Consider the following 22,080-nt stretch of genomic DNA (forward strand, 5'->3'; position numbering starts at 1 on the left):
TCCGCGCCGGCGCCGGTGCGACGTCTCTGCGCAGCGGCATAGGCGCGAAGCTCCGCGAGCGCCCGGACCTCTTCCTGCCCGCCGGGGGCCAGCGGGCAGATGTAGTCCCCCGAGGTCAGGACGACCCCGAGATCGGCGAGGACCGACACGCGTGCCTCGGGCAGGATGAAAACCAGGGTCGTGCCCGTGAGGTCCGACGGCTTCGCCGTGCCGGCCGCCATCGCCGCTGGGGCCGGGCCCTCGGCGCCTGTCGCCCCCAGCAATCCTTCCGTCGCTGCGTTGAGCCGATCGAGATTCTCCTCCGGGGCCGGAACCGCCTCGCGGGAGCGCGCCGCGCTCATCTTGTTGTCATTCTCCTGCTCCTGTCGTTCCGCAATCGCTCCGCCCAGGGCCGATCCGTCCTTCTTGATCTGGGGCCTGCCCGAGTCGGCGGGTTTAGGTGGCGGCGGAGAGGGAGCGAAGGCGGTCGTCTGACCGAAAAGGCCGGAGGCGTCGGGACGCCCCGCGATGCCGGGCTGGACAGGCCGGGGCGCGGTCTCTTTGGGGCTGGCTGGAGGCGCTGAGGCGGACTCCGGCTGAGACGACGGAGGCTGCTCTGTCGAGGGTCCCGAGGCCTGCGGTGTCGTGTCGGATCGCGATTCGGCCAGGCGTTCCCCGGGAATGCGGCCGCGCAAGACGACCCAGAGGGACGCCACGACCAGGACCGCGGCGGCGGTGGCGAGCGGCAGTCGGGCGCGGGGGAAGAAGCGCAACCGAGTGGCCGGACGAGGGGCCTCCGACTCCGTGTCGATCCTCCGGCCGATCTTCTCCAGGAGGTAGGTCGGAATCGGGGGCGCCGCCTCGCGCCGCGCGGCGACCGCGAGGGCCCGGAAGTCCGCCAGGATCGCCTGGCAGGCGGCGCAGCCGCTCAGGTGCTCGTGGACGGTCGCCCGATCCGCGGCCTCCAGCCTGCCGTCCATGTAGGCCGAGATCAACTCGAGTGGGTGCTCCACGGCTGCCGGTCGGTTCGGGCTCATGCGGTCCCTCCATTCAGGCACTGGCGCAGCGCCAGTCGCGCGCGGGCCAGGCGCGAGCGCACCGTGCCTAGGGCGATTCCGAGCGTGGCGGCGATCCCCTCGTACGGCGCGTCGTCGACGTCGCGCAGCGCCAGGATCGTCCGGAAGGCCGACGGCATCCGGCCCAGGCAGTCGGCCAGGCGGCGCTGCAGCTCGCCGGCCTGCAGCGCCTGAAGCGGCGAGTCACGGGACTCGGCCGCCGCCGGCAGCGTGTCGAGGACATCGTCCAGCTCGACCCGCGCCCGACTGGCCCGCTCTTCGGCACGCTGCAGATGATTGAGCGCCCGGCTGACCGCGATGCGGTGCAGCCAGGTCGACAGGCGCGCCTCCCCCCGGAAACCCGACAGCCCCCGGTAGGCCGTAAGGAACACCTCCTGGACGACGTCTTCCGTGTCCTCACGCTGCCGCAGCATCCGCCAGACGACCCCCCAGACGCGGGGAAGGTGGAGCCGCACCAGCCCGTCGAACGCGTCGCGATCCCCCCGGCGCGCCCGCGCGAGAAGATTGGCCTCGGCCGCCTCGGGGACGGTCTCCTCGCCTGCCGAAGTCGCGGCGTCGTTGCGCCTCATGCGTGACAGCATGCCACGCCGGGCGGCGAAAGTCTCATCGGCACACCTGATTGGACAGGAGCGGCGGGGGAAAGTTCCCGACCGGCCGCCGCACGCCGCCGCGCCGCCCAGGAGGGTGCTAGAATCCCCCCATAAACCGGAGGCGACCATGGCCGTGGCGCTCGCGCGCGAGCCCGTCCTGTGATCCTGGAGACGATCGTCTCGACGGTCGACTCGGAGGGGCGGCCGAACTTCGCCCCGATGGGGATCGAGCTCGAAGGTCCGGGCATCCTCCTGCGGCCCTTCAAGACGGCGATCACCTGGAAGAACCTCCAGGAGGTGCCGGAGGGCGTGGTCCACTTCACCGACAACGTCCTGCTGTTCGCGCGCTGCGTCGTCTCGGCGCACCTGCCGCCGCACCGGGACTCCGGCCGCGTGCGCGCGAAGGTGCTCGAGGACACCTGTCACTGGAAGGAGTTCGTCGTCGAGTCGCAGGACCTGAGCGAGGACCGCGGCCGATTCAGGGGCCGGGTGATCGCGGAGGGACGCGCGCGCGATTTTGCCGGTCTCAACCGGGCGAAGCATGCGGTGATCGAGGGGACGATCCTGGCGACCCGCCTGCACCTCCTCGGGCGCGACCGGGTCCTGGAAGAGATCTCGAGGCTGCGGCCGCTGGTCGACAAGACGGCCGGCCCCGAGGAGCGCGAGGCGTTCGAGCTTCTCGTGGACTACGCGCGGGGGTGGCACGATGCGCATTGAGATCAGGGCCCAGGCCAGGCTCCACTTCGGCTTTCTCGATCTGTCCGGGGAGCAGGGGCGCCGCTTCGGCGGCATGGGGGTGTCGGTCGACACGCCGCGTCTCCTGCTGCGGATGGAGCCGGCGAAAAAGCTCCTGGTGGAAGGGGAGCAGGCGGAGCGGGTGGAGATTCTCGTGACCCGCTTCTGCGACGCCGTCGAGATCCGGCCCGAGGCGCGTATCCGGCTCGTGGAGACAATCCCCGAGCACGTCGGCCTGGGATCGGGGACGCAGCTGGCGCTGGCCGTCGCGGCGGGGCTCACGCGCCTCAAGAACCTCGACCTCGGCCCTGAGGAGCAGTGCGCCCTGATGAACCGCGCGCGCCGGTCGGGCGTCGGCTACCACCTGTTCCAGGCCGGCGGCTTCGTGGTGGAGGGGGGACACACGGTCGAGGGGCAGAAGCTGGGGGAGGCGCCGCCCCTCCTGATGCGGCACGAGTTCCCGGAGGCCTGGCGGATCGTGGTGGCGGTCCCCGTCCCCTCCGAGACGATCAGCGGCGAGACGGAGGAGGCGGCGTTCGCGCGGCTCGGTCCGGCCTCCGACCAGATGGTCGATCAGATCGCGCGCATCGTTCTCATGCGCCTCGTGCCCGCGCTCGTCAAGCGGAACCTCGACACCTTCGGCGCGGCCCTCACCGAGGCGCAGGAGCTGGTCGGCTCCTGCTTCGCGGCCGTGCAGAACGGGCTGTTCCACGCCGACGCGGCGGCCCTCATCGCCCGGCTCAAGGAGGCCGGCGCGCGCGGAGTCGGCCAGTCCTCCTGGGGGCCGGCGGTGTACGCCTTCGCAGGCGACGAGGGGGAGGAACGCCGCCTCCAGGACGTGGCGCGGCGGGCCTGCCCCGGCGGATCGGTCTTCACCGCACGTGGCTGGAACCGCGGCGCCGTCGTCGAGGCGCTGTAGACATCGCTGTCCCCATCCGCCCCAGAAGCCCCTGGTCATCGAGCAGCCACAGGAACAGGGAGGCGACTGTCAGATCGGCGGTCGCCCCGGGGTTTCGGGGCGGCCGGGCGGCGCGCAGGTCGCGATCGAGCCTGGCCGCCAGGGCCCCGCCGCGCTCCGTCCGGACCCCCCCCGCCTCGACGACGCGGCGCGCCCCCTGCCGCAAGGCGCGGGCCTTCTCGACCCCGTGGCGCCGGACGACGAGCGTGTCGGGGGCCGCCGCCAGCAGGACGAGGTAGGTCTGGGCGATGGCGACCGGCAAGGGGACGTGGCGATCGCCGAGCCGCCTGAGCATCGGCAATCCGACCGTGAGGGACGTTTGGAAGCCGGTCGCGTACTCGCGCGCCACGGCGTCCCGTCCGGCCGCGAGGCGCATGCATTCGAGAAGGGAACGGGTCGGCGCCGCCCCGATGTCCTGCTCCTCGACCCTGCCGAGGCCGCCGGCCTCCGCCAGCCGGATGGCGCGGTAGGCGTCGCGCGCGTCCCGAAGGTCGAGCGAGAGCAGGACGCGCCGCAGGCGGTCCCGGAACGCCCCGCGCGATTCCAGGGAGGCGCGGGCGAGCGGAGCCAGCAGCAGGATGATTCCGAGGTTGGTGTTGGTGCGCACCTGGCGGCGCGTCCTTCGCACCGCCTCCAGGATCAGCCGGCCGACCCGCCCCCCCAGGTGCTCGCGGAAGGCCGGTCCGATGGCGTAGGCGCTGATGACGAAATCGCGATAGGTCAGCCCCGGCAGGTCGCGCCCGCGTCCGACGTTTCCCGGCTTCGGTGCCATCACCTCGAGAAGGCAGGCGGCCTGGGCGGCCGCGGCGATGAGGCCTGCCCGCCCGGAGGCCCCGCGGACCGCATCGCGCTTCGCGTCGGTGACGCGGCGCCGGGTCGTCACGCCATGGAGGCGGCCGCACGCCGGGCGGCGAGGCGCGACCTCGCCAGGGCCGCCACCTCCTGCGCCAGGTCGATCGAGGTCGTGCGCTGCAGGGCGCTCCAGCCGGGGATGCCGTTCACCTCGAGGACCAGGAGCCTCCCGTCCTCGGCTTCGATCAGGTCGACCCCGGCGTAGTCGGCGCCAACCGCGCGGGCCGATCGCAGCGCCAGGTCCTCCTGCAGCGGATCGGGCCGGTGCGGCTCCATCCCCGCCCCCGCCGCCACGTTCGTCTTCCAGCCGTTCCCGGTCCGACGCGCGGCGGCCACCACGCGGCCGCCGGCGACGAAGAAGCGCAGGTCGGAGCGCCCGTGCGGCACGAACTCCTGGATATAGAAGACGGCGCGCTGCATTTCGAGGGCCCGGAAGGTCCTGTACGCCAGGTCGGGATCGCTGAGGCGCACGATCCCGCGGCCCCCCGAGCCGAACAGGGGCTTCACGAGGACGTCCCCCAGCTCCTCGAACGCCGCCATGGCGTCCCCGAACGACTCGGAGGCGACCGTGCGCGGCGTCGGGATGCCGGCATCCTGGAGCAGCCGCGAGGTCCAGTGCTTGTCGACGGTCCGCTCGATCGCCCGGGGGGGATTCATCACCGGGAGGCCGGAATCGTGCAGGACGTGCAGAAGATCCATCCGGAAGATGATCTGATCGAGCGATCCGGGCGGTATGTATCGGACGAGCAGCGCGTCGAGCGATTCGAGCGCGCACGCGCCGGCGCGGATCGACGAACCGGAGGTCGCCCCGCGCCCGGCTGCTCCAGCGCCGAGGCCGCCCGTTCCCGCGCCGATCAGGCCGGACAGGCGCGTGGCCGGAAGCGGGACCGCCTCGCAGCCGAGCCGCTCCAGCGCCGCCCCGAGACTCTGCACGTGCCAGGTGTCCCCCTGGGCCAGGATACCGATTCGCTCCCTCATCCGTCGATACCGAACGACTTCCTGAGCAGCCCCTCGTCGGTCGCGCCGGCGCTCCACACCCGGCCGGTCGCCGCGTTCACCAGCGTGACCTGGGCCGGGCTGAACAGCATCGGATCGATCGCGTAGAAGTCGCCGTGCTCCTTGAAGAGGTCGTAGAACAGTCGCCCGTGCTCCTTCGAGGCCGACGAGGGGAGCCTTCCGATGACCGCCTCGATGGCGCGGTCGTCGGCGCGCACCCAGAGAGAGACGGCGGCGCCGTACAGGACGGCGTCGTTGGTCCGGCCGATGGCGCGGAGCGGATCGGGGATGCCCGGGGCGATCGGGCAGGTGCCGGCCCCCGCGACGATGGTGCCGAGGTCGAAGCCGAGCTCCATCAGCTTGTGCAGGGCGGTCTCGACGCTGCGCGCCGCGATCTGCGTGCAGCCGGCGAGGCTTCCGGTGGAGGCGGCGACCAGTGTCAGGCGGGCGGGCTCGATCCCGCAACGGCTCGCGACGTGGTCGGCGACCTCGGCGCCCGGCAGGACCGAGGTCTCGAGGAGCAGCACCGTGCGGTCCGATCGCGATCGAAGCGGATGACTCTGAAAGAGCGGCTCGACCGCCGCGAGGCTCCGCGCCGGCCCCGACCCCATGGCGAAGAACTTTCCGACCTGGATCTTCCAGCCGGCGTACTGCGATCCCATGCAGGCATCGAGCGGCGCGTCGACGGTGACCCGCGCCTCGGACAGAGTCGCGGCCCCGAGGCGCCGCACACCGACGGCGACCTGCCCGAGCCCTCCCAGGCACGCCTCGGCATAGAGCCGACCGGCCTCGTGCGACCCGGCCGCGGCGACCCCTGCGTCGATGAGCCGCGTGCCGTTCGGGAGCGCCTGGATCGCGACGCCAATCTCCCCGGCGCGCCGCGCCATCTCGTCGGCGAGGCGCAGGGCGGCGGCGTGCATCCCGTCCCCCACGGCGGAGCCGGGCGGGGGGCTCATCGGACCGCGTCCTCCCGTCCCAGCAGGTCGGCGATGCTCTCCTCGAACACGCGCGTGTGCAGGTCGATGTCCTCGGTCGTGGTGTCGGGGGCGACGAGCGCCATGTTGTGGAACGGAGTCATCAGGATGCCGCGGTTCATGGCGTGCAGGTGCAGGAAGGCGTCGAGATCGTAGTTCATGGCCGCCTCCGCCTCGGCGCCGTTTCGGGGCGGCGTGGCGCGAAACTGGTACTCGACCCGGTTCCCCAGCTGCACGACGTGCCACGGCAGGCCGGTCTTTCCGATGACGCCCCGGGCCCCCTCGGCGAACCGCGTGGCCAGAGGGATCATCCGCGCGTACGCCTCGGGGGTCATGACGCTCCTGAGCGTCGCCCGCATGGCCGCCATGGCCAGGGCGTTCCCCGAGAGGGTGCCGCCGATGCCGCTGACGTCCGAGTCCTGCACGTTGGTCTTGGCGTGGATCAAGTCCGCGACCCCCTGGCTGATGCCGTAGGCCGCCGCCGGCAGGCCGCTGGCGATCGGCTTCCCGATCGTGAGCATGTCCGGCTCGAGCCCGAAGGCGCCCGTGTACCCTCGGGGGCCGGTGCAGATGGTGTGCGTCTCGTCGATGACTAGCAGGGTGCCGGTGCGCCGTGTGAGGGCGCGCAGGGCCTCGTGGTAGCCGGGATCGGGCAGGATGATTCCGACGTTGGTCAGAGCCGGCTCGGCCAGGACGCAGGCGACATCCCGGGGCGCGAGCGCCGCCTCGAGCGCCGCGAGGTCGTTGAACTCGACGAGGCGCGTCGTCAAGGCCGGATCGACCGGCGGCCCGAGGCTGCTGCGCTTGGCCTGGGTCCGGCCGTCCACGAGCGTGACCATCGTCTCGTCGACGCTGCCGTGGTAGCAGCCGTTGAACGCCAGGATGAGCGGACGGCCGGTGACGGCGCGGCACAGGCGGATGGCGAACCGGTTGGCGTCGGTCGCGGTCATGGCGAACTGCCAGAAGGGGAGGCCGAAGCGGCGGGCCAGCTCCTCGCCGACGCCGATCGAGTCCTCGGTCGGCAGCATGAAGGTGATGCCGCGGCGCACCTGGCGGGCGATGGCGTCCGCCACGGGGGCGGGGGAATGCCCGAGCATCGAGCCGGTGTCCCCCAGGCAGAAGTCGACGTAGCGGTGGCCGTCCACGTCGACGAAATGCGCCCCCTGGGCCTCCTCGACGAAGATCGGAAAGGGGCCGGCCCACTTGACCATCCAGTTCATCGGCACGCCTTCGAGCAGGGACGATCGGGCGCGCTCGAAGAGGGCCTTCGACTTCGGGCGCTCGGCGGCGAAGCGCCGGCGCTCGCGGTCCATCAGGTCGGCGAGGCGTGTGGCGGAAACGGTGACCATGAAGCGGCTCCTGTCCGGCCTGAGATGCGCCCGGTGAAACGCGCCCCGGAGCGGCCGGGGCCGCCATGCTGCCACACTTGAAGAGAGGGCGGAAGCCGTCTCCGCGCTATCATACGGCCGAAGGCGACGACGGCGGAGCGGTGGAATGCGCGGACTGAAGGGGAAGGGGGTACTCGTCACCGGCGGCGCAAGCGGCATCGGCGCCGCCACGGCCGCCCGCTTTCTCGACGAGGCGGCGCAGGTCACGGTCCTCGACCTGGACTCGCGGGCCTGCGGGGCGATCAAGAAGACCCTGCCGGCCCTGTCGGGAACCCTCCAGGCTGACGTCACGAAGCTCGACCAGGTGCACAAGGCGTTCGCCGAGGCGGTGCGTCTCATGGGACGCGTGGACATCCTGGTCAACAACGCCGGCATCAGCATCAGGCACGCCTTCCTGGACATCACGCCCGAGGAGTGGGACCGGGTCCTGGCGGTCGACCTGACCGGCGTGTTCTACGTGGCCCAGACGGCCGCGCGCCACATGGTCGAGAAGGGGAGCGGAGTGATCCTGCAGACCGCCTCGACCAACGGCCTCATCGGGCACCGACTGTACGCCGACTACAACGCCGCCAAGGCCGGCGTGATCGAGCTGACCCGCTCGATGGCCCTGGAGCTGGCCCCCGCCGTGCGCGTGAACGCCGTGGCCCCCGGCTACGTCCTGACGCCGATGCAGCGCGCCGAGTACACCGACGCCATGCTCCAGGAGGTCAACCGAAAGATTCCCCTGGGGCGCCACGCCACGCCCGAGGAGATCGCGGGGCTCTTCGCCTACCTCGCCTCCGACGACGGGGCGTACCTGACCGGCCAGGTCTACATCATCGACGGCGGCGAGACCGCCGGCGGCCTGGCGAGCCGGTAGGGGCCCGGCGGCGATGGGGACCGGTGGAATCCTGCGCGGCAAGGCCGCCCTGGTCACCGGCGGGGCCTCGGGGATCGGCCGGGCGACGGCCACTCTGTTCGCGGCCGAAGGGGCGGCGGTGGCCGTCTTCGACCGCGACGAGGCAGCGGGCCGGGACGTCGTCCGGGCCGTCACGCAGAGCGGGGGCCGGGCCCACCTGGTCGCGGGGGACGTCACGCGGGACGCCGACTGCCGGCGCTCCGTCGACGAGACGCTCCGCGCCTTCGGCCGGCTGGACATCCTGTTCAACAACGCCGGCATCATCCGGCGCGCGGCGATCACCGGCACCAGCGAGGAGGACTGGGACCGCACGATGGCGGTGAACGTCAAGTCGATCTTCCTCCTGTCCCGTTGCGCCATCCCGGAGATGGAGAAGGCGGGGGGCGGCGTGATCATCAACACCGCTTCGAACTGGGGCCTGGTCGGCGGCCCGAGGGCGGCCGCCTACTGCGCCTCGAAAGGGGCGGTGGTCCTTCTCACCAAGGCGATGGCCATCGACCACGGGCCGCGGAACATCCGGGTCAACTGCATCTGTCCGGGGGACACCGACACGGCGATGCTGCGCGGCGAGGCGCGGCAGCTCGGCGAGCCGGTCGAAACGTTCCTGGCGCAGTCGGCCGATTGCCCGCTCGGCCGCGTGGCGCAGCCCGACGACATCGCCCGGGCGGCGCTCTACCTCGCCTCGGACGCGTCGTCGTTCGTGACCGGGGCGCCTTTGATCGTGGACGGGGGGTTCGTGGCGGGATAGCCTGTCCCATGCGATGACTCGGACGCACTCCCGAGCGTCCGGACCGGGGAGGACAGCAATGCGCCTGGCGGGGAAAGTGGCCTTGATCACGGGCGGGACGTCCGGCATGGGCCGGGCGACCGCCGCGCTGTTCGCGAAGGAAGGGGCGCGCGTGGCCATCACGGGCCGCGACGAGGTCCGCGGCCGCGTCGTGCTGCACGAGATCAAGGCGGCGGGATCGGAAGGGATCTTCGTCCGCGCCGACGTCCGATCGTCCGACGACTGCCGCCGGTCGGTCGAGGAGACGCTCAAGGCCTTCAAGCGTCTCGACGTCCTGTTCAACAACGCCGGGGTCTTCTTTCCGCGCACGGTGCCCGACTGCCCCGAGGAGGAATGGGACCTCACCGTGGACGTCAACCTGAAGGGCACCTTCCTGATGTCGAAGCACGCGCTGCCCGTGATGATCGCGCAGAAGAGCGGCGTCATCATCAACAACAGCTCGGGATGGGGCCTGGTCGGAGGGGACGCCGCGGCGGCCTACTGCGCGTCCAAGGGGGGCGTGGTGCTCCTCACCAAGGCGATGGCGATCGACCACGGGCCGCAGGGGATCCGCGTCAATTGCATCTGCCCCGGGGACGTCGACACGCCGATGCTCCCCGAGGACGCGCGGCAGCGCGGCCTGAGCTGGGAGGATTACCTGAAGGGGGCGGCCAACCGCCCGCTGGGCCGCATCGGACAGCCGGAGGAGATCGCCAAGGCGGCGCTGTTCCTCGCCACGGACGACTCGTCGTTCATGACCGGCTCGTCCCTGGTGGTCGACGGCGGCGGCAGCGCAGATTAGTCCTCCACGATCCGGGCCAGGGCGTCCAGGAAGTGCCGCACGGTGTCGAGGTCGTCGTAATGCGCGAACGAGGCGCGCACGGTGCGTCGACTCTTGAGGTGACGGTACACCGCCAGCGAGTAGTAGTGGCCGTCCGGCACCTCGATCCGCCCCTCCTCCCACAGCCGCCGCTTGATCTCCATCTGGGTCCTGCCCCGCACCTCGAACAGGAACGTGGGATCCCGCTCGGCGGCGCGCCCCTCCTCGGCGATGCCGTGCAGGCGGACGCCGCGCTTCGCGAGGGCGGAGAACCCGAGGAGCAGCCCCTTCGTCAGGGTCTGCTCGAAGTCCCGCACGGCGCACATCGCCCACTTGATCCGCCGGCGGTCCCGGTCCGGGTAGAGGCCCAGGAGCCGGGCCGCCGTCGCCTGCAGCTCGGGCCTCCCGGCGGCCGACGACTCGACCCGTCCCCCGAGCGCTTCGAGGTAGTCGAACGCCGCTGACAGCCCCGCCAGGACGGCGTGGTTCGGCGTGCCCTGCTCGAACTTCACGGGGGTGCGGTCCTCGTTCGCCTCGACGCGGTACGGACGCAGGGCGTCCAGCCACCGCTTCCGGCCCCACAGGACCCCGACGATCGGCCCGAAGACCTTGTAGCCCGAGAAGGCGAGGAAGTCGCAGTCCATGGCCCGGACGTCGAGGGGGCCGTGGCCCGCGTGATGCACGGCGTCCACGACCACCAGGGCGCCGCTCCAATGCCCCCGGGTCTGCCGGGCCGCGCCCGAAGGGGGCTCCGGCCGGCCGTGGCGGCGGGCGATGCGCACCACGTCCTCCACCGGCACGACGGTGCCCAGGCCGTTCGAGGCGCAGGTGACGGCGATGAGGCGCGTCCGGCGGTCGACCAGCCGCTCCAGTTCGTCGAGGTCGAGCGTACCGTCCCGGCGCACGCCGCACTCGCGCACGTCCAGGCCGCAGTCCTCTCCCCAGATCGACTCCCATGGCGTGACGTTGGCGGCGTGATCGAGACGCGTGACGATCAGGTTGTTGCCCCGGCCGAGCAGATCGCGAAAGGCGAAGGACAGGTTGAAGAGGGCGTGGGAGGTCGACTGGTGAAAGGAGATCTCGTCGGGGGACGGTGCATTGAGAAACGCGGCGGCGCCGCGGCGCGCCCGGGCATGGATCTCGGCGGTCGCCCGCTCGCCGCTCGAGACGCCGCCGTCCTGGGCGTTCGCCCGCAGCGCCGCCTCCTCCATGGCGCGCGCGCTTCGTTCGGCGACCAGGGTCCCCCCGGCGCTGTTCAGATAGACGCGTCTCTCGCCGGCGATGTCGCGCTCGCGCCCCGGGAACTGGCGGCGCACCTCCCCGTGCAAGGCGCGCAGGATCGGCGCCAGCGGCGCTCCGCCGCCGGGGCTTCCAGGGCCTTCCGGGTTCACCAGCGCATCTTCGGGGCCACGATCGTCTGGCCGCCGTCGACGAACAGCGTGGTGCCGGTCATGTAGTCGCAGGCGGTCGAGGCGAGAAAGACGATGGCCGCCGCCACCTCCTCGGGCTCTCCGGCCCGCGGAAGCACGCCCAGGTTCTCGATCGGCGTGCCGCGCGGGGGCAGGTCGGCGATGGTCATGTCGCTGTGGATCCACCCGGGCGCGACGCTGTTGACACGGATCCCCCAGTCGGCGAAGTCGATCGCCATCGAGCGGGTCAGGCCGACGATCCCGGCCTTGGCGGCGTTGTAGCTGCCCCCCAGCGGATCGCACTCGTACGCCGAGGTCGAGGAGATCGTCACGATGCGGCCGGGGATCTTCGCGGCGCGCATGGCGCGCGCCGCCTCCCGCCCGCAGAGAAACGTCCCGCGCAGGTGCACGGCGATCATCCGGTCCCAGTCCTCGACCGACGTCTCCGCCAGGTTCCTGTACGGATCGGCGATGCCCGCGTTCGCGACCAGGACGTCGAGCCGCCCGAAGCGCCGCACGGTCTCCGCGACCAGGCGCACGACGTCCGCCTCCACGGCGACGTCGCAGGGCGTCCCCTCGACCCGTCCCAGGGGCGCCAGCTCCTTCACGGCCGCCTCGACGGACTCCCTGCGCAGGGACGACACCATGACGGAAGCCCCCTCGCGGAGAAGCGCCTTCGCCGCGGCCCGCCCGATGCCGCGCGATCCGCCCGTCACGAGGGCGGCCTTGTCCTTCAGTCCGAGATCCATGGGTCCCTCCCGGCCCGACTTGTACCATCGCGGCGCGCGACCGGTCAACGCCGAAGCGCCGTGCTGCCGGCGGCGATCGTCGATCTCAAGTTCTGCGGGCTCAGCGTGATTCTCGCCGCCGGACTCGGCGCCCTTGCGGTGCTACGGTGCCGGACGCGGGCGACCGGGAGTCCAGCGTGAAAGGTCGTTCGCGTTGTCAGGGAGTGCAGTCCTTCACCGCCGGCCCGTGAACCTGCACCGGGCCGGGCACCCGGAGCATCTCGATGAACACGTCATGCCCGCTCTTGTGCTTGGGGATGATGGTCGCATAAGAATGTCCCAGGCCGGTGGAGCATTCCTCGCAGCGGATCAGGACGGGATTCAGCTGCGTCCGGTTCCCCTGATTGTCGTAAGACACCACGTGGAAACCGATGAGGTCGACCTCGGCAAGCGTCCGCCAGCTCACGATCCCTGAGCCCTTGCCGATCGGGCTGGAGAAGCTTATGCACACGCTGGGAATGCACTGGCAACAGACGGCCTCCGGATGCGGATCGAAAGGACACCGGTCGCAGTAGTCGCCCAGCGTGTCCCCGTCGCTGTCACGCTGGTCGGGGTTCGGCACATTCGGGCAGTTGTCGCACGCATCGCCGGGCGCATCGTGGTCGAAATCCTGCTGCGCGGTATTCGCGACGGTCAGGCAGTTGTCGCACACATCACCGGCGAAATCGGCGTCCTGGTCCTCCTGATTCGCATTCGCGACGTCCGGGCAGTTGTCGCAGGTATCGCCCCGACCGTCTCCATCCCGGTCGACCTGGCTCGGGTTGGGCGCGGAAGGACAGTTGTCGCAGGCGTCCCCCACGCCGTCTGCGTCGACGTCGCTCTGGCCGCGGTTCGGCACCAGCACGCAGTTGTCGCAGGCGTCCCCGACGCCGTCGCCGTCCGTGTCCTCCTGGGCGGGATTGTCGACGCAGGGGCAGTTGTCGATCGGATCCAGATACAGATCGGTGTCGCAATTGGGGCCGCCCACGATCGCCGGCGCGGACACGGCCCCGCCGGGAAATCCGCCGACGATCAGACCGATGGCCAGGTAGGTGCATTGCAGTCCCGCGGGATCGAACGGGACCGTCACGGTCGCCGAGGGTCCCGTCGTCCGGATGATCTCGCCGGGCGAGGCCAGAGGCGCGGTCCAGGCGGACAGCCGCCCGCTGGTGGGCGGCTCGTTGCAGGGTCCCGTGTGTCCGTAGATCGCGTAGGCGTCCACGACCGGCCGGACCCCCGCGGGATAGTCGGTGCAGGTCCCCGCCAGATTCTGCGCGCAGTCGTCGTGCGTCTGCGGGACAGGCCAGTCCAACAGGACGACCGTCGAGCCCCCCTGATTGAGGACCGACATGATGCGCGGAGTCGGCAGCGTGCTCGCCGTCAGCGGCAGGACGCGGTTCCCCGAATCGTCCAGCGGGTGTGCGAAATCCAGCACGAACGACCGTAGACATCGGCGCTGTACCCGACCGAGGCCAGGACGTAGACCCCTCTGAAGAAGCGGGTCCCTTCGTCCTTGATCGACGTGACGAATGCGACATTCGGCGAATCGCCGTTCGCAAGCGCCCGCGGGCAACCGTTGACCCCCGCGGCGCTCCAGTCGCCCAGAATCGTGACGACGCCGTCGTTGGATGTCCCCGCGCCTGCGGTACAGGTCCCGCCACCGGTGATCTGACCGGCCGCCCCGCAGACGAACAGCGCGCTGCCGCTGTCGATCCCCGGAGAGGCCCCAAAGATTGTGACGCGCCCCGCCAGCTCGCTTTCGGGGAGGCCTAGAAAGGTTCCATCCAGAAAGTGCTGGATTGGCAGCGTCGAACCGCAGGGCTCGGCGCCCGTCGGCCGGACCATCGAGCAAAAGACCAGCAGGAAGACCAGGCTCGAAAGGTCTCTCGCAGATCGCATCATCCGCATGGCAGGCGGCCCTCCCTGGACGGCAGGCACGGCAATAGAGGCGCACCGCTTCGTGTATGACCGAATGTACCTCGGGCCGGTCTGCAGTCAACCGGGAATGCTGCCGCGCTGTGGTAACGTGCGGCGGCATGGCGATCGTCCTGTACGAGATCTTCTGGTCGCACTTCTGCGAGAAGGCGCGCTTCTGCCTGGACTTCAAGCGCCTGCCGTACCGCATCGAGGCGGTCAACCCCTTCACCAGGCGCCAGGCGATCCGGGCGGGGGGCCGCGGGCACGTGCCGGTGCTTCGGGACGGCGGGCTGCTGGTGGAAGGGTCGAACGCCATCGCCGCCTACCTGGAGGAGGCCCGTCCCGACCCGCCCCTCCTGCCGCGGGACGCATCGGAGCGGTCCGAGGTCCTGGCCCTCGAACGACAATGCGATGAGGTGCTCGGGCCGGATGCGCGGCGGGTCGGCTACCAGGTGGCGTTCGAGAACCCCTCGCTGTTTCTGGGGACGCTGCTCTGGTCGAGGCCGCCCGGGCGCTGGCTCAACGGCCCGATGCTGCGGCTTCTCGAGCCGCGGTTGAGGCGCAAGTTCAAGGTCCATCCGATGGAGATCGCCGAGAGCCGTCAGCGCCTGCGCCTCGTCCTCGCCGAGCTCCAGTCCCGCGTGGCGGCGGGGCCGTACCTCGTGGGGCGCGCCCTGACCCTGGCCGATATCGCCGCGGTCTCCCTCCTCGATCCACTGGAGATCGTCCCGGAGTTCGTGCGCGACCGGGCGTACGCCCCGCTCTTCGCATGGAAGCGCGGCCTGGCGCGGGCGCACGGACGGCGCCAGAGGACACCGTGGCTCTCGGACGGCCCGCCCCCGGGCTACCCGCTCCCGGACGTCTCGCGCTCCTGACGCAGGTCGCCCGAACGTCGGCGTCCGCCCGGCATTGCCCCTCCGAGGTTGGGGACCCTATATTGAGCCCCCGTCGTGCCCTGCCTGGAGTGTGTCCGGCCGCCGGCGCCGGGCGGCAGGGTGGGCGATGGAGCCGCTGCATGGCCGGACGCAGGAACGGACGCGTCGTCAGGGTCCTCGAGGATCGGTGGAGCCCCGGCCTGGGCCACAAGCTGGTCCTGGGCGCGAGCATTCTGCTCGCCACCCTGGGCGCCACGCTGATCTGGGCCGGGGCGAGCCTCGTCGACCGCCGGGCGTTCGAGTCGATGCGACAGCGCGGGCTGTTCCTGGCCCGGCTCGTTGCCCTGTCCGGGGGGGAAAGCCTGGAGACATCCGGCTCCGCCGGCCTGGCCCGGCTCGTCGCGAGGCTGGCCGGGGAAGGCGATCTGGTCCACGTCGAAATCGTCGACGGCGAGGGGAGCCTCCTGGCCGAGGCGGGAGCTTCGGAAAGGCGGCCGATCTACGCGGCACGCGGCCTGCCCCAGGTCCCGGCCGGCCGGGGCGACCAGATCCAGAGCGTTTCGGGTGAGCCCCTGTACGTCTTCATTTATCCCATGCAGATTGCGGCCCCGGGTCCCGAGCCGGCGTCCGTGGCCCGAGGTGGCTCCGGGATCGGCCCGCGGCCGGCCGGGGCGGCGTCGCGGGGGCCGGGGATTGCGGCAGGCCGGGATGACGCCGGACCGCGCGGGGCGCGGCAAGTCGCGCGGACGGGAGAGGTGCGGGTCGCCTTCGCGGCGGCGACGCTCGACGACGCCCGCCGGGCCTTCGCCTGGGAGGCCTCCCTGCCGGCGCTCCTCGCCGTGTGCGCCGGGGCCCTCCTGACGCACGTGGCGGCGCGCCGCATGGTGGCCGAACCGGCCAGAATGGTGGCGCGGGCCGCCGAGGTCCTGACGGCAGGCGAGCTGGGACAGAGCACCGGCCTCGAGACCCGCGACGAGATCGGCCGGGCCGGAGGGGCGATCGACGCGCTGTCGGAGCGCCTGGAGGGGCTCTTCGCCAGGATGAGGTCCGACGCCCAGAGGATGGACGACGCCCTCAAGACCATCGAGGCCTCGGTGGAGGAGGTCCGCTCCGGCACGACCGGCCAGCAGGATTCTCTGCAGCGCACCGTCGCGGCGGCCGAATCGATGGCGAGGTCGATCAAGAGCGTCGGAGGAGGCGTGACCGGGCTGTCCGCCTCGTCCGAGGAGACGACCTCGTCGATCCTGGCGATGGTGGCCACCATCGAGGAGGTGGCGGGGCACGCCGACGGCCTGACCATGTCGGTGGAGGACACGGCCGCGACGACCGAGGAGCTGGTCGCTTCGATCAAGGAGATCGACCGCAACGTCGAGCTCCTGAACCGCTTCGTCGCCGAGACGTCCGAGGCGATGGCGCGCATGGGGCGGGTCATCGAGCAGGTGGAGCGCAGCGCCGCCGACAGCAAGGCGATCTCCGAGCTCGTGGCGGGGAACGCCGAGAAGGGGATGCGCGCCGTGCAGCTCACCATCGAAGGGATGGACGGCATCTACGGCAGCGTGTCGCAGACCCGCAAGGTGATCGAGTCCGTCGGGCTCAAGGGCCAGGAGATCGGCCTCATCCTGAACGTCATCCAGGAGGTGACCGAGCAGACCAACCTGCTGGCGCTCAACGCCGCGATCATCGCGGCCCAGGCGGGGGAGCACGGCCGCGGCTTCGCCGTGGTCGCCGAGGAGATCCGCCAGCTCGCCGAGCGGACCGCTCAGAGCGCCAAGGAGATCGGCAACCTGATCGGCTCGTTCCAGACCGAGACCGGCCGGGCGGTCGACGCGATGCAGGAGGGGATGCGCCGGGTCGAGGAGGGTTCCGAACGGTCGCGCGAGGCCGGGCGGGCGTTGCGGGAGATCCTGGAGTCGGCGCGGCAGTCGTCCGACCGGGTCCGCGAAATCGCCGGCGCGACGCGCGAGCAGGCGCGCGGGAGCCAGGCGGTGGCCGCCTCGGTCGGCAAGGTGCACGACATGGTGGCGCAGATCAAGAAGGCGACCAACGAGCAGACCCTCGGTTCGGAGCAGATCATGTCGGCGGTCGAGAACATGCGGGAGATGTCGGGACACGTCAAGCGCGCGACCGCCGAGCAGACCCGCGGCTCGCGCTCGGTCACGCATGCCATCGGCAACGTCGGCGGGATGGTCGCGTCCCTGCACCGCGCCACGTCCGAGCAAAGCGACGCCTCCGAGCAGGTCCTGAAAGGGCTCTCCGGCCTGGTGGCCATCGCCGCCTCGAACCTGGCCGCCGCGCGTCACCTGGGCGAGGCGCTCCAGTCCCTCCGCGCCCGCGCCCGCTCCCTCGAAGAACAGCTCTCCGGTTTCACCACGCGCCAGTAGGCCGCGCTGCGGACCCACGGAGCGGCGGCCGCACTCGCCGCGGGGCACCGCCTCCGGCCGCGCGGATGAGCCGGCTCCCCGGGTGCTCGTTCCCGCGGTTTTCTGGCTCACACGCGGCCTCGGCTCGTACTCGCCGCGCCTGCCCCCGCCTCATTGCCTGGACATTCCGGCACGGCTTCTTGTATATTCACGACGATTTTGCGCGGCGCGCAGCGACCGGCGTGCCCGCTTCGCGCGCGGTGTGCGACGCGCTCCGGATCCCCGACCGCGGTGAAGCCGGCCTTCAGAGTTGCCATCAGTCTTCTCCTGACCGGATCGTTCATCTACCTGTTCGCGCGCCGCTTCGACGTCGCAGCGGCGGGGCGGGCGCTCCGCGATGCCAGCCCCGGGCTCGTCGGGGCGAGCCTTCTGGTCAACCTGATCGCGTACCTGATCAGGGCCTGGCGCTGGCGCGTGCTGATGGTGCCCGTGAAGAAACGGCTGGGCATGTACAACCTGACGTCCACCATGTTCATCGGATTCATGGTCTCCTTCCTGGTGCCGTTCCGGCTCGGGGAGGTCGTGCGCCCCGTCCTCCTGGCGCGGCGCGAAAAGGTGAGCACGACGGCGACCATCGCCACGGTCGCGCTGGAGCGCCTGTTCGACGTGATGACGGTGATGGCGCTCCTCCTGGTGTACGTGCTGATGCCCCGCGGCGCGGCCGTGATGGCGGCGCGCGGCAATGGCGCGGAGGCGGACCAGGCCACGGTGTTCGTGCGTCACGCGGTGGTGGGGGTGGGAGCGCTGGTGGCGGTGGCCCTGCCCCTCGTCGTCGTCCTGGTCCTGTTCCCGAAAGTGTTCGCGAAGCCCCTGAAGGCGCTGCACGGCCGAGGGCACGGGGGGATCGCCGCCCGGGTGTCGGAGACCATCGAAAAGCTGGTCGCGGGGCTGGGGGTGATGCGGAGCAGAAAGCAGCTGGCCCAGACCATCGCCCTCTCCTTCCTCATGTGGCTGGTGATCGACTGGTCGATCCTCCTCGGCGTCCGGGCCTTCGATCTGCCGCTGCAGTTCGCCGACTCGCTCCTCCTCGTGGTGCCGCTGGGCGTGGGGATCGTCATGCCGACCCCGGGAGGAGTCGGGCCGTACGAGTACCTCTGCCAGGTCTCCCTGGCCGGGTTCTGGGGGGTGGCGCAGGCGAGCGCCGCCGCCGCGGCCATCACCCTGCATGCCGTCACACTCCTGCCGACCATCGCCCTGGGGCTCCTGTTCATGTGGATGGGGGGAGTGCGGATGGCGGATTTCCGCAAGATGGCGCGGATCCAAGGAGGGAGCTGAGCCATGAAATGTCCATTCTGCGCCCACCTCGAGGACAAGGTGGTCGACTCCCGGGAGGGGAAGGACGGACTGGTCATCCGGCGAAGGCGCGAATGCCTGGGATGCTCCCGCCGCTTCACCTCCTACGAGCGGATCGACGAGATCCCGTACATGGTGGTCAAGAAGGACGGCACCCGGGAGCCCTACGATCGCAACAAGGTCCTGAGCGGCCTGCGCAAGGCCTGCGAGAAGCGCCCGGTCTCGCCGGCCGCGCTCGAGGCGGTGGCCGACGAGGTCGAGCTGGTCCTGCAGGAGACCCCCGAGCGGGAGATCGCCACCGCCCGGGTCGGCGAGAAGGTCACCGAGAGGCTCCGGGACCTGGACAAGGTGGCCTATGTCCGATTCGCCAGCGTCTACAGGCAATTCGAGGACGTGGACCAGTTCATGAAGGTGTTGAACGACCTCCTGGAGCAGCGGAAGTAGGCCGCTCCTTGCAGGTCCTTCGGGCTGTCATTATATTGAGCCGCGAATCGGGAGGCGCCCCCATGGCCGACATCGGACCGTTCGTCGAGATCAGCCGCATCCAGAGCGAAATCAACCGTCTGTTCGACAATCTCCTGGAGCTCAAGTCCTCCGGGGCCGAAGGCACCGGCGAGTGGCTGCCGAACGCCGACGTCTTCGAGACCACGGAGGAGCTGGTCGTGAAGTTCGAGGTGCCGGGGGTCACCATCCGGGATCTCAACCTGACGATCAACGGCAACAACCTGGTGCTGCGGGGCGAGAAGAAGCGCTCCGACGTGTCGAAGGGGGCCAAGTATCATTCCATGGAGCGCCCGTTCGGCAAGTTCAAGCGGGTGGTGCACATCTCGTCGCCGGTCAACACGCACAAGGCGAAGACCGAGCTCGCGGACGGAGTCCTGCAGATCTCCTTCCCGAAGGTGCCGGACAAGCGCGGTGAGGCGGTGCCCATCAACATCAAGATTGCGGAGCGGTCATGACCTCCTCGCCTCTCGAGATCCCCGAGGATCAGCTCCGGATCCCGAAGGAGCTGCCGGTCCTTCCGCTCAGGGACATCGTCGTCTATCCGTTCATCATCGTCCCCCTCTCGGTCAGCCGCGAGCGCTCGATCAAGGCGGTCGACCAGGCGCTGGCCGAGAACCGGATGATCCTCCTGGTGTCGCAGAAGGACAGCCAGATCGAGGAGCCGACGGAGAAGGATCTGTTCAACACCGGCACGGTCGGGGTGATCATGCGGATGCTCAAGCTGCCGGACGGGCGCATCCGCGTGCTCGTCCAGGGCGTGTGCCGCGCCCGCGCCGACGAGTTCCTGCGCGGCGAGCTGTTCACCAGCGCCCGCCTGACGCGCATCGTCGAGCCCACGGTCAAGCCGACGATGGAGCAGGAAGCGATGATGCGCACGGTGAAGAAGTCCCTCGAGAAGAGCGCCTCGCTCGGCAAGGCGATCTCCTCCGAGGTGATGGTCATCGCCGGCAACCTCGAGGACCCCGGCCGGCTGGCCGATCTGGTGGCCAGCAACCTCGATCTCAAGATCGACGACGCCCAGCACGTCCTGAAGCTCACCGACCCGGTGGCGCGCCTGAAGAGGGTGCACGAGCTCCTGAACAAGGAGATCGAGCTGCTCAACATGCAGCAGGAGATCAACACCCACGCCCGCGAGGAGATCGACAAGTCGCAGCGCGAGTACTTCCTCAGGCAGCAGCTGAAGGCGATCCAGAACGAGCTGGGCGAGGGGAACGACCTGGCCGAGGAAGTGGAGCAGTTCCGCGACAAGGCGCGCAAGGCCAAGATGCCGCCGAAGGTCCTGGAGGAGGTCGAGCGCCAGGTCAACAAGCTCGAGCGCATGCATCCCGACTCGGCCGAGACCGCCACGGTCCGCAACTATCTCGACTGGATGGTGAACCTCCCCTGGTCGGCGCAGACCAAGGACACGCTCGATCTGAGGAAGGCGCAGCACATTCTCGACGAGGACCACTACGGCCTGGAGACCATCAAGGAGCGCATCATCGAGTACCTGGCCGTGCGCAAGCTGAAGAAGAAGATGCGCGGCCCGATCCTCTGCTTCGTCGGCCCGCCGGGGGTCGGCAAGACCTCCCTCGGCCGGTCGATCGCCAGGGCGCTGGGGCGCAAGTTCGTGCGCATCTCCCTGGGGGGCATTCGTGACGAGGCCGAAATCCGCGGCCACCGGCGCACCTACGTCGGATCGATGCCGGGGCGCATCATCCAGGGCATCAGCCAGGCGGCGTCGAACAACCCCGTCTTCATGCTGGACGAGGTGGACAAGATCGGCGCCGACTACCGCGGCGACCCGTCGTCGGCCCTCCTCGAGGTGCTGGATCCCGAGCAGAACTACTCGTTCCGCGACCACTACCTGAACGTGCCGTTCGACCTGTCGAACGTCATGTTCGTGGCCACCGCCAATCTCCTCGATCCGATCCAGCCGGCGTTCCGCGACCGGATGGAGGTGATCAGCCTGTCCGGCTACACCGAGGAGGAGAAGATCGAGATCGCCAAGCGGCACCTGATCCCGAAGCAGATCGACGAGAACGGGCTCGCGGACGCGCATGTCTCGTTCCCCGACAAGTCGATCCAGACGATGATCCAGAAGTACACCCGCGAGGCCGGCCTCAGGAACCTCGAGCGCGAGATCGCCAAGGTCTGCCGCAAGGTGGCGCGCCGCGTGGCCGATGGGGAGCGCGGGCCGTACCGCATCTCGCCCGGCCGGGCCGAAGAGCTGCTCGGCGTGCCGCGCGTGACACCCGAGATGGCCCTCGTGAACAACCAGGTCGGGGTGGCGACGGGGCTCGCGTGGACCGCGGCCGGCGGCGAGATCCTCTTCGTCGAGGCGACCACCATGCCGGGGAAGGGACGGCTGATCCTGACCGGCCACCTGGGCGCCGTCATGAAGGAATCGGCGCAGGCGGCTCTCTCCTACGCCCGCTCCCGGGCCTCCGACATCGGCATCGCCGTCAATGCGTTCGGGGAGATGGACGTGCACGTGCACGTGCCGGAAGGGGCCATCCCGAAGGACGGCCCGTCGGCCGGCATCACCATGGCGACCGCGATCATCTCCGTGCTCACCAACCGCCCCGTGAAGCGTTCGGTGGCGATGACCGGCGAGATCACCCTGCGGGGCAACGTCCTGCCGATCGGCGGCGTGAAGGAGAAGGTCCTGGCCGCGCGCCGGGCCAAGATCGACAGCGTCATCCTCCCCGAGGCGAACCGCAAGAACCTGGAGGACGTCCCGAAGCTGTTCCGGAAGGGGCTCAAGTTCTGCTTCGTGTCGGACGTCACCGAGGTGTTCGCGATCGCCCTGTGCGAGCCCGTGGCCCGGAGATCCGGACAGCGCCTGTCCGCGGAGCGGCCGATCGCGATCTGATCGGGGGCC

The 22,080-nt window shown here is 70.5% G+C and carries 21 protein-coding genes; 11 read left to right on the plus strand and 10 right to left on the minus strand.

The features are described from left to right. Nucleotides 1–1,016 (minus strand): zf-HC2 domain-containing protein (locus tag VGV60_14985; GenBank protein HEV8702576.1); only part of this gene is annotated, 1,016 nt, incomplete at its 3' end. Next, a complete protein-coding gene (locus VGV60_14990; GenBank protein HEV8702577.1) occupies nucleotides 1,013–1,624 on the minus strand; it encodes a sigma-70 family RNA polymerase sigma factor in 612 nt (203 codons plus the stop codon). The genes VGV60_14990 and VGV60_14985, both read right to left, overlap by 4 nt. A gap of 180 nt (nucleotides 1,625–1,804) precedes the next feature. Between VGV60_14990 and VGV60_14995 the strand changes: the two genes are divergently transcribed. Both VGV60_14995 and VGV60_15000 read left to right on the plus strand, forming a co-directional pair. Then, nucleotides 1,805–2,362 carry a DUF447 domain-containing protein gene (locus tag VGV60_14995; GenBank protein HEV8702578.1) on the plus strand — a complete coding sequence of 186 codons (558 nt, stop codon included), beginning with the start codon at nucleotides 1,805–1,807 and terminating at the stop codon, nucleotides 2,360–2,362. Then, entirely contained in the window at nucleotides 2,352–3,299 is a 948-nt protein-coding gene (locus VGV60_15000; protein ID HEV8702579.1) for a beta-ribofuranosylaminobenzene 5'-phosphate synthase family protein, read from the plus strand. The genes VGV60_14995 and VGV60_15000 overlap by 11 nt, the downstream gene beginning before the upstream one ends. Here VGV60_15000 and VGV60_15005 read toward each other — a convergent pair. From VGV60_15005 to VGV60_15020, 4 genes are read right to left on the minus strand one after another with little or no spacing between them, the layout of a single operon-like run. Further along, nucleotides 3,253–4,221 carry a triphosphoribosyl-dephospho-CoA synthase gene (locus VGV60_15005; GenBank protein ID HEV8702580.1) on the minus strand — a complete coding sequence of 323 codons (969 nt, stop codon included), beginning with the start codon at nucleotides 4,219–4,221 and terminating at the stop codon, nucleotides 3,253–3,255. The two genes, VGV60_15000 and VGV60_15005, sit on opposite strands and share 47 nt — an antisense overlap. Beyond that, nucleotides 4,218–5,168, minus strand: a complete 951-nt coding sequence (locus VGV60_15010; GenBank protein ID HEV8702581.1) for a RimK family alpha-L-glutamate ligase — start codon at nucleotides 5,166–5,168, stop codon at nucleotides 4,218–4,220. Before VGV60_15010 ends, VGV60_15005 begins: the two co-directional genes overlap by 4 nt. Continuing rightward, a complete protein-coding gene (gene mch / locus VGV60_15015; protein ID HEV8702582.1) occupies nucleotides 5,165–6,142 on the minus strand; it encodes a methenyltetrahydromethanopterin cyclohydrolase in 978 nt (325 codons plus the stop codon). The genes VGV60_15010 and mch overlap by 4 nt, the downstream gene beginning before the upstream one ends. Further along, a complete protein-coding gene (locus VGV60_15020; protein HEV8702583.1) occupies nucleotides 6,139–7,509 on the minus strand; it encodes an aspartate aminotransferase family protein in 1,371 nt (456 codons plus the stop codon). The genes mch and VGV60_15020 overlap by 4 nt, the downstream gene beginning before the upstream one ends. Nucleotides 7,510–7,654: 145 nt before the next feature. On the opposite strand from VGV60_15020, the gene VGV60_15025 reads away from it, so the two are divergent. Genes VGV60_15025 through VGV60_15035 form a run of 3 tightly spaced genes read left to right on the plus strand, consistent with a single transcriptional unit; the run spans nucleotide 7,655 to nucleotide 10,014 of the window. After that, entirely contained in the window at nucleotides 7,655–8,407 is a 753-nt protein-coding gene (locus tag VGV60_15025; GenBank protein HEV8702584.1) for a glucose 1-dehydrogenase, read from the plus strand. A 13-nt stretch (nucleotides 8,408–8,420) separates the two neighbouring features. Further along, nucleotides 8,421–9,194, plus strand: coding sequence for a glucose 1-dehydrogenase (locus VGV60_15030; GenBank protein HEV8702585.1), 774 nt, complete (start codon nucleotides 8,421–8,423; stop codon nucleotides 9,192–9,194). A gap of 58 nt (nucleotides 9,195–9,252) precedes the next feature. Beyond that, the gene (locus tag VGV60_15035; protein HEV8702586.1) at nucleotides 9,253–10,014 is read left to right on the plus strand and encodes a glucose 1-dehydrogenase; all 762 of its coding nucleotides are present in this window, start codon (nucleotides 9,253–9,255) and stop codon (nucleotides 10,012–10,014) included. Here the strand turns inward: VGV60_15035 and VGV60_15040 are convergent. The 4 genes from VGV60_15040 to VGV60_15055 form a co-directional block, all read right to left on the minus strand. Then, complete coding sequence (locus tag VGV60_15040; protein HEV8702587.1) at nucleotides 10,011–11,423, minus strand: aminotransferase class V-fold PLP-dependent enzyme; 1,413 nt, start codon at nucleotides 11,421–11,423, stop codon at nucleotides 10,011–10,013. The two genes, VGV60_15035 and VGV60_15040, sit on opposite strands and share 4 nt — an antisense overlap. Further along, a complete protein-coding gene (locus VGV60_15045; GenBank protein ID HEV8702588.1) occupies nucleotides 11,420–12,190 on the minus strand; it encodes an SDR family oxidoreductase in 771 nt (256 codons plus the stop codon). Before VGV60_15045 ends, VGV60_15040 begins: the two co-directional genes overlap by 4 nt. Before the next feature lie 196 nt (nucleotides 12,191–12,386). Further along, nucleotides 12,387–13,643: a thrombospondin type 3 repeat-containing protein gene (locus VGV60_15050; GenBank protein HEV8702589.1), complete on the minus strand. Its 1,257-nt coding sequence runs from the start codon at nucleotides 13,641–13,643 to the stop codon at nucleotides 12,387–12,389. Beyond that, nucleotides 13,589–14,107: a hypothetical protein gene (locus tag VGV60_15055; protein ID HEV8702590.1), complete on the minus strand. Its 519-nt coding sequence runs from the start codon at nucleotides 14,105–14,107 to the stop codon at nucleotides 13,589–13,591. The genes VGV60_15050 and VGV60_15055 overlap by 55 nt, the downstream gene beginning before the upstream one ends. A 137-nt stretch (nucleotides 14,108–14,244) precedes the next feature. On the opposite strand from VGV60_15055, the gene VGV60_15060 reads away from it, so the two are divergent. The 6 genes from VGV60_15060 to lon all read left to right on the plus strand — a co-directional run bounded on the left by VGV60_15060 (nucleotide 14,245) and on the right by lon (nucleotide 22,071). Further along, nucleotides 14,245–15,000 carry a glutathione S-transferase family protein gene (locus tag VGV60_15060; protein ID HEV8702591.1) on the plus strand — a complete coding sequence of 252 codons (756 nt, stop codon included), beginning with the start codon at nucleotides 14,245–14,247 and terminating at the stop codon, nucleotides 14,998–15,000. 140 nt (nucleotides 15,001–15,140) lie between these two features. Beyond that, nucleotides 15,141–17,381, plus strand: a complete 2,241-nt coding sequence (locus VGV60_15065) for a methyl-accepting chemotaxis protein (protein ID HEV8702592.1) — start codon at nucleotides 15,141–15,143, stop codon at nucleotides 17,379–17,381. A 270-nt stretch (nucleotides 17,382–17,651) separates the two neighbouring features. Then, complete coding sequence (locus VGV60_15070) at nucleotides 17,652–18,695, plus strand: lysylphosphatidylglycerol synthase transmembrane domain-containing protein (GenBank protein ID HEV8702593.1); 1,044 nt, start codon at nucleotides 17,652–17,654, stop codon at nucleotides 18,693–18,695. 3 nt (nucleotides 18,696–18,698) lie between these two features. After that, nucleotides 18,699–19,157 carry a transcriptional regulator NrdR gene (nrdR, locus tag VGV60_15075; GenBank protein ID HEV8702594.1) on the plus strand — a complete coding sequence of 153 codons (459 nt, stop codon included), beginning with the start codon at nucleotides 18,699–18,701 and terminating at the stop codon, nucleotides 19,155–19,157. Nucleotides 19,158–19,219: 62 nt separating this feature from the next. Beyond that, nucleotides 19,220–19,672 carry an Hsp20/alpha crystallin family protein gene (locus VGV60_15080; protein HEV8702595.1) on the plus strand — a complete coding sequence of 151 codons (453 nt, stop codon included), beginning with the start codon at nucleotides 19,220–19,222 and terminating at the stop codon, nucleotides 19,670–19,672. After that, nucleotides 19,669–22,071, plus strand: coding sequence for an endopeptidase La (gene lon, locus VGV60_15085; GenBank protein HEV8702596.1), 2,403 nt, complete (start codon nucleotides 19,669–19,671; stop codon nucleotides 22,069–22,071). Before VGV60_15080 ends, lon begins: the two co-directional genes overlap by 4 nt. Nucleotides 22,072–22,080 lie beyond the last annotated feature (9 nt).

The organism is Candidatus Polarisedimenticolia bacterium (assembly GCA_036001465.1).
In the GTDB taxonomy this organism is placed as follows: domain Bacteria; phylum Acidobacteriota; class Polarisedimenticolia; order Gp22-AA2; family Gp22-AA2; genus Gp22-AA3.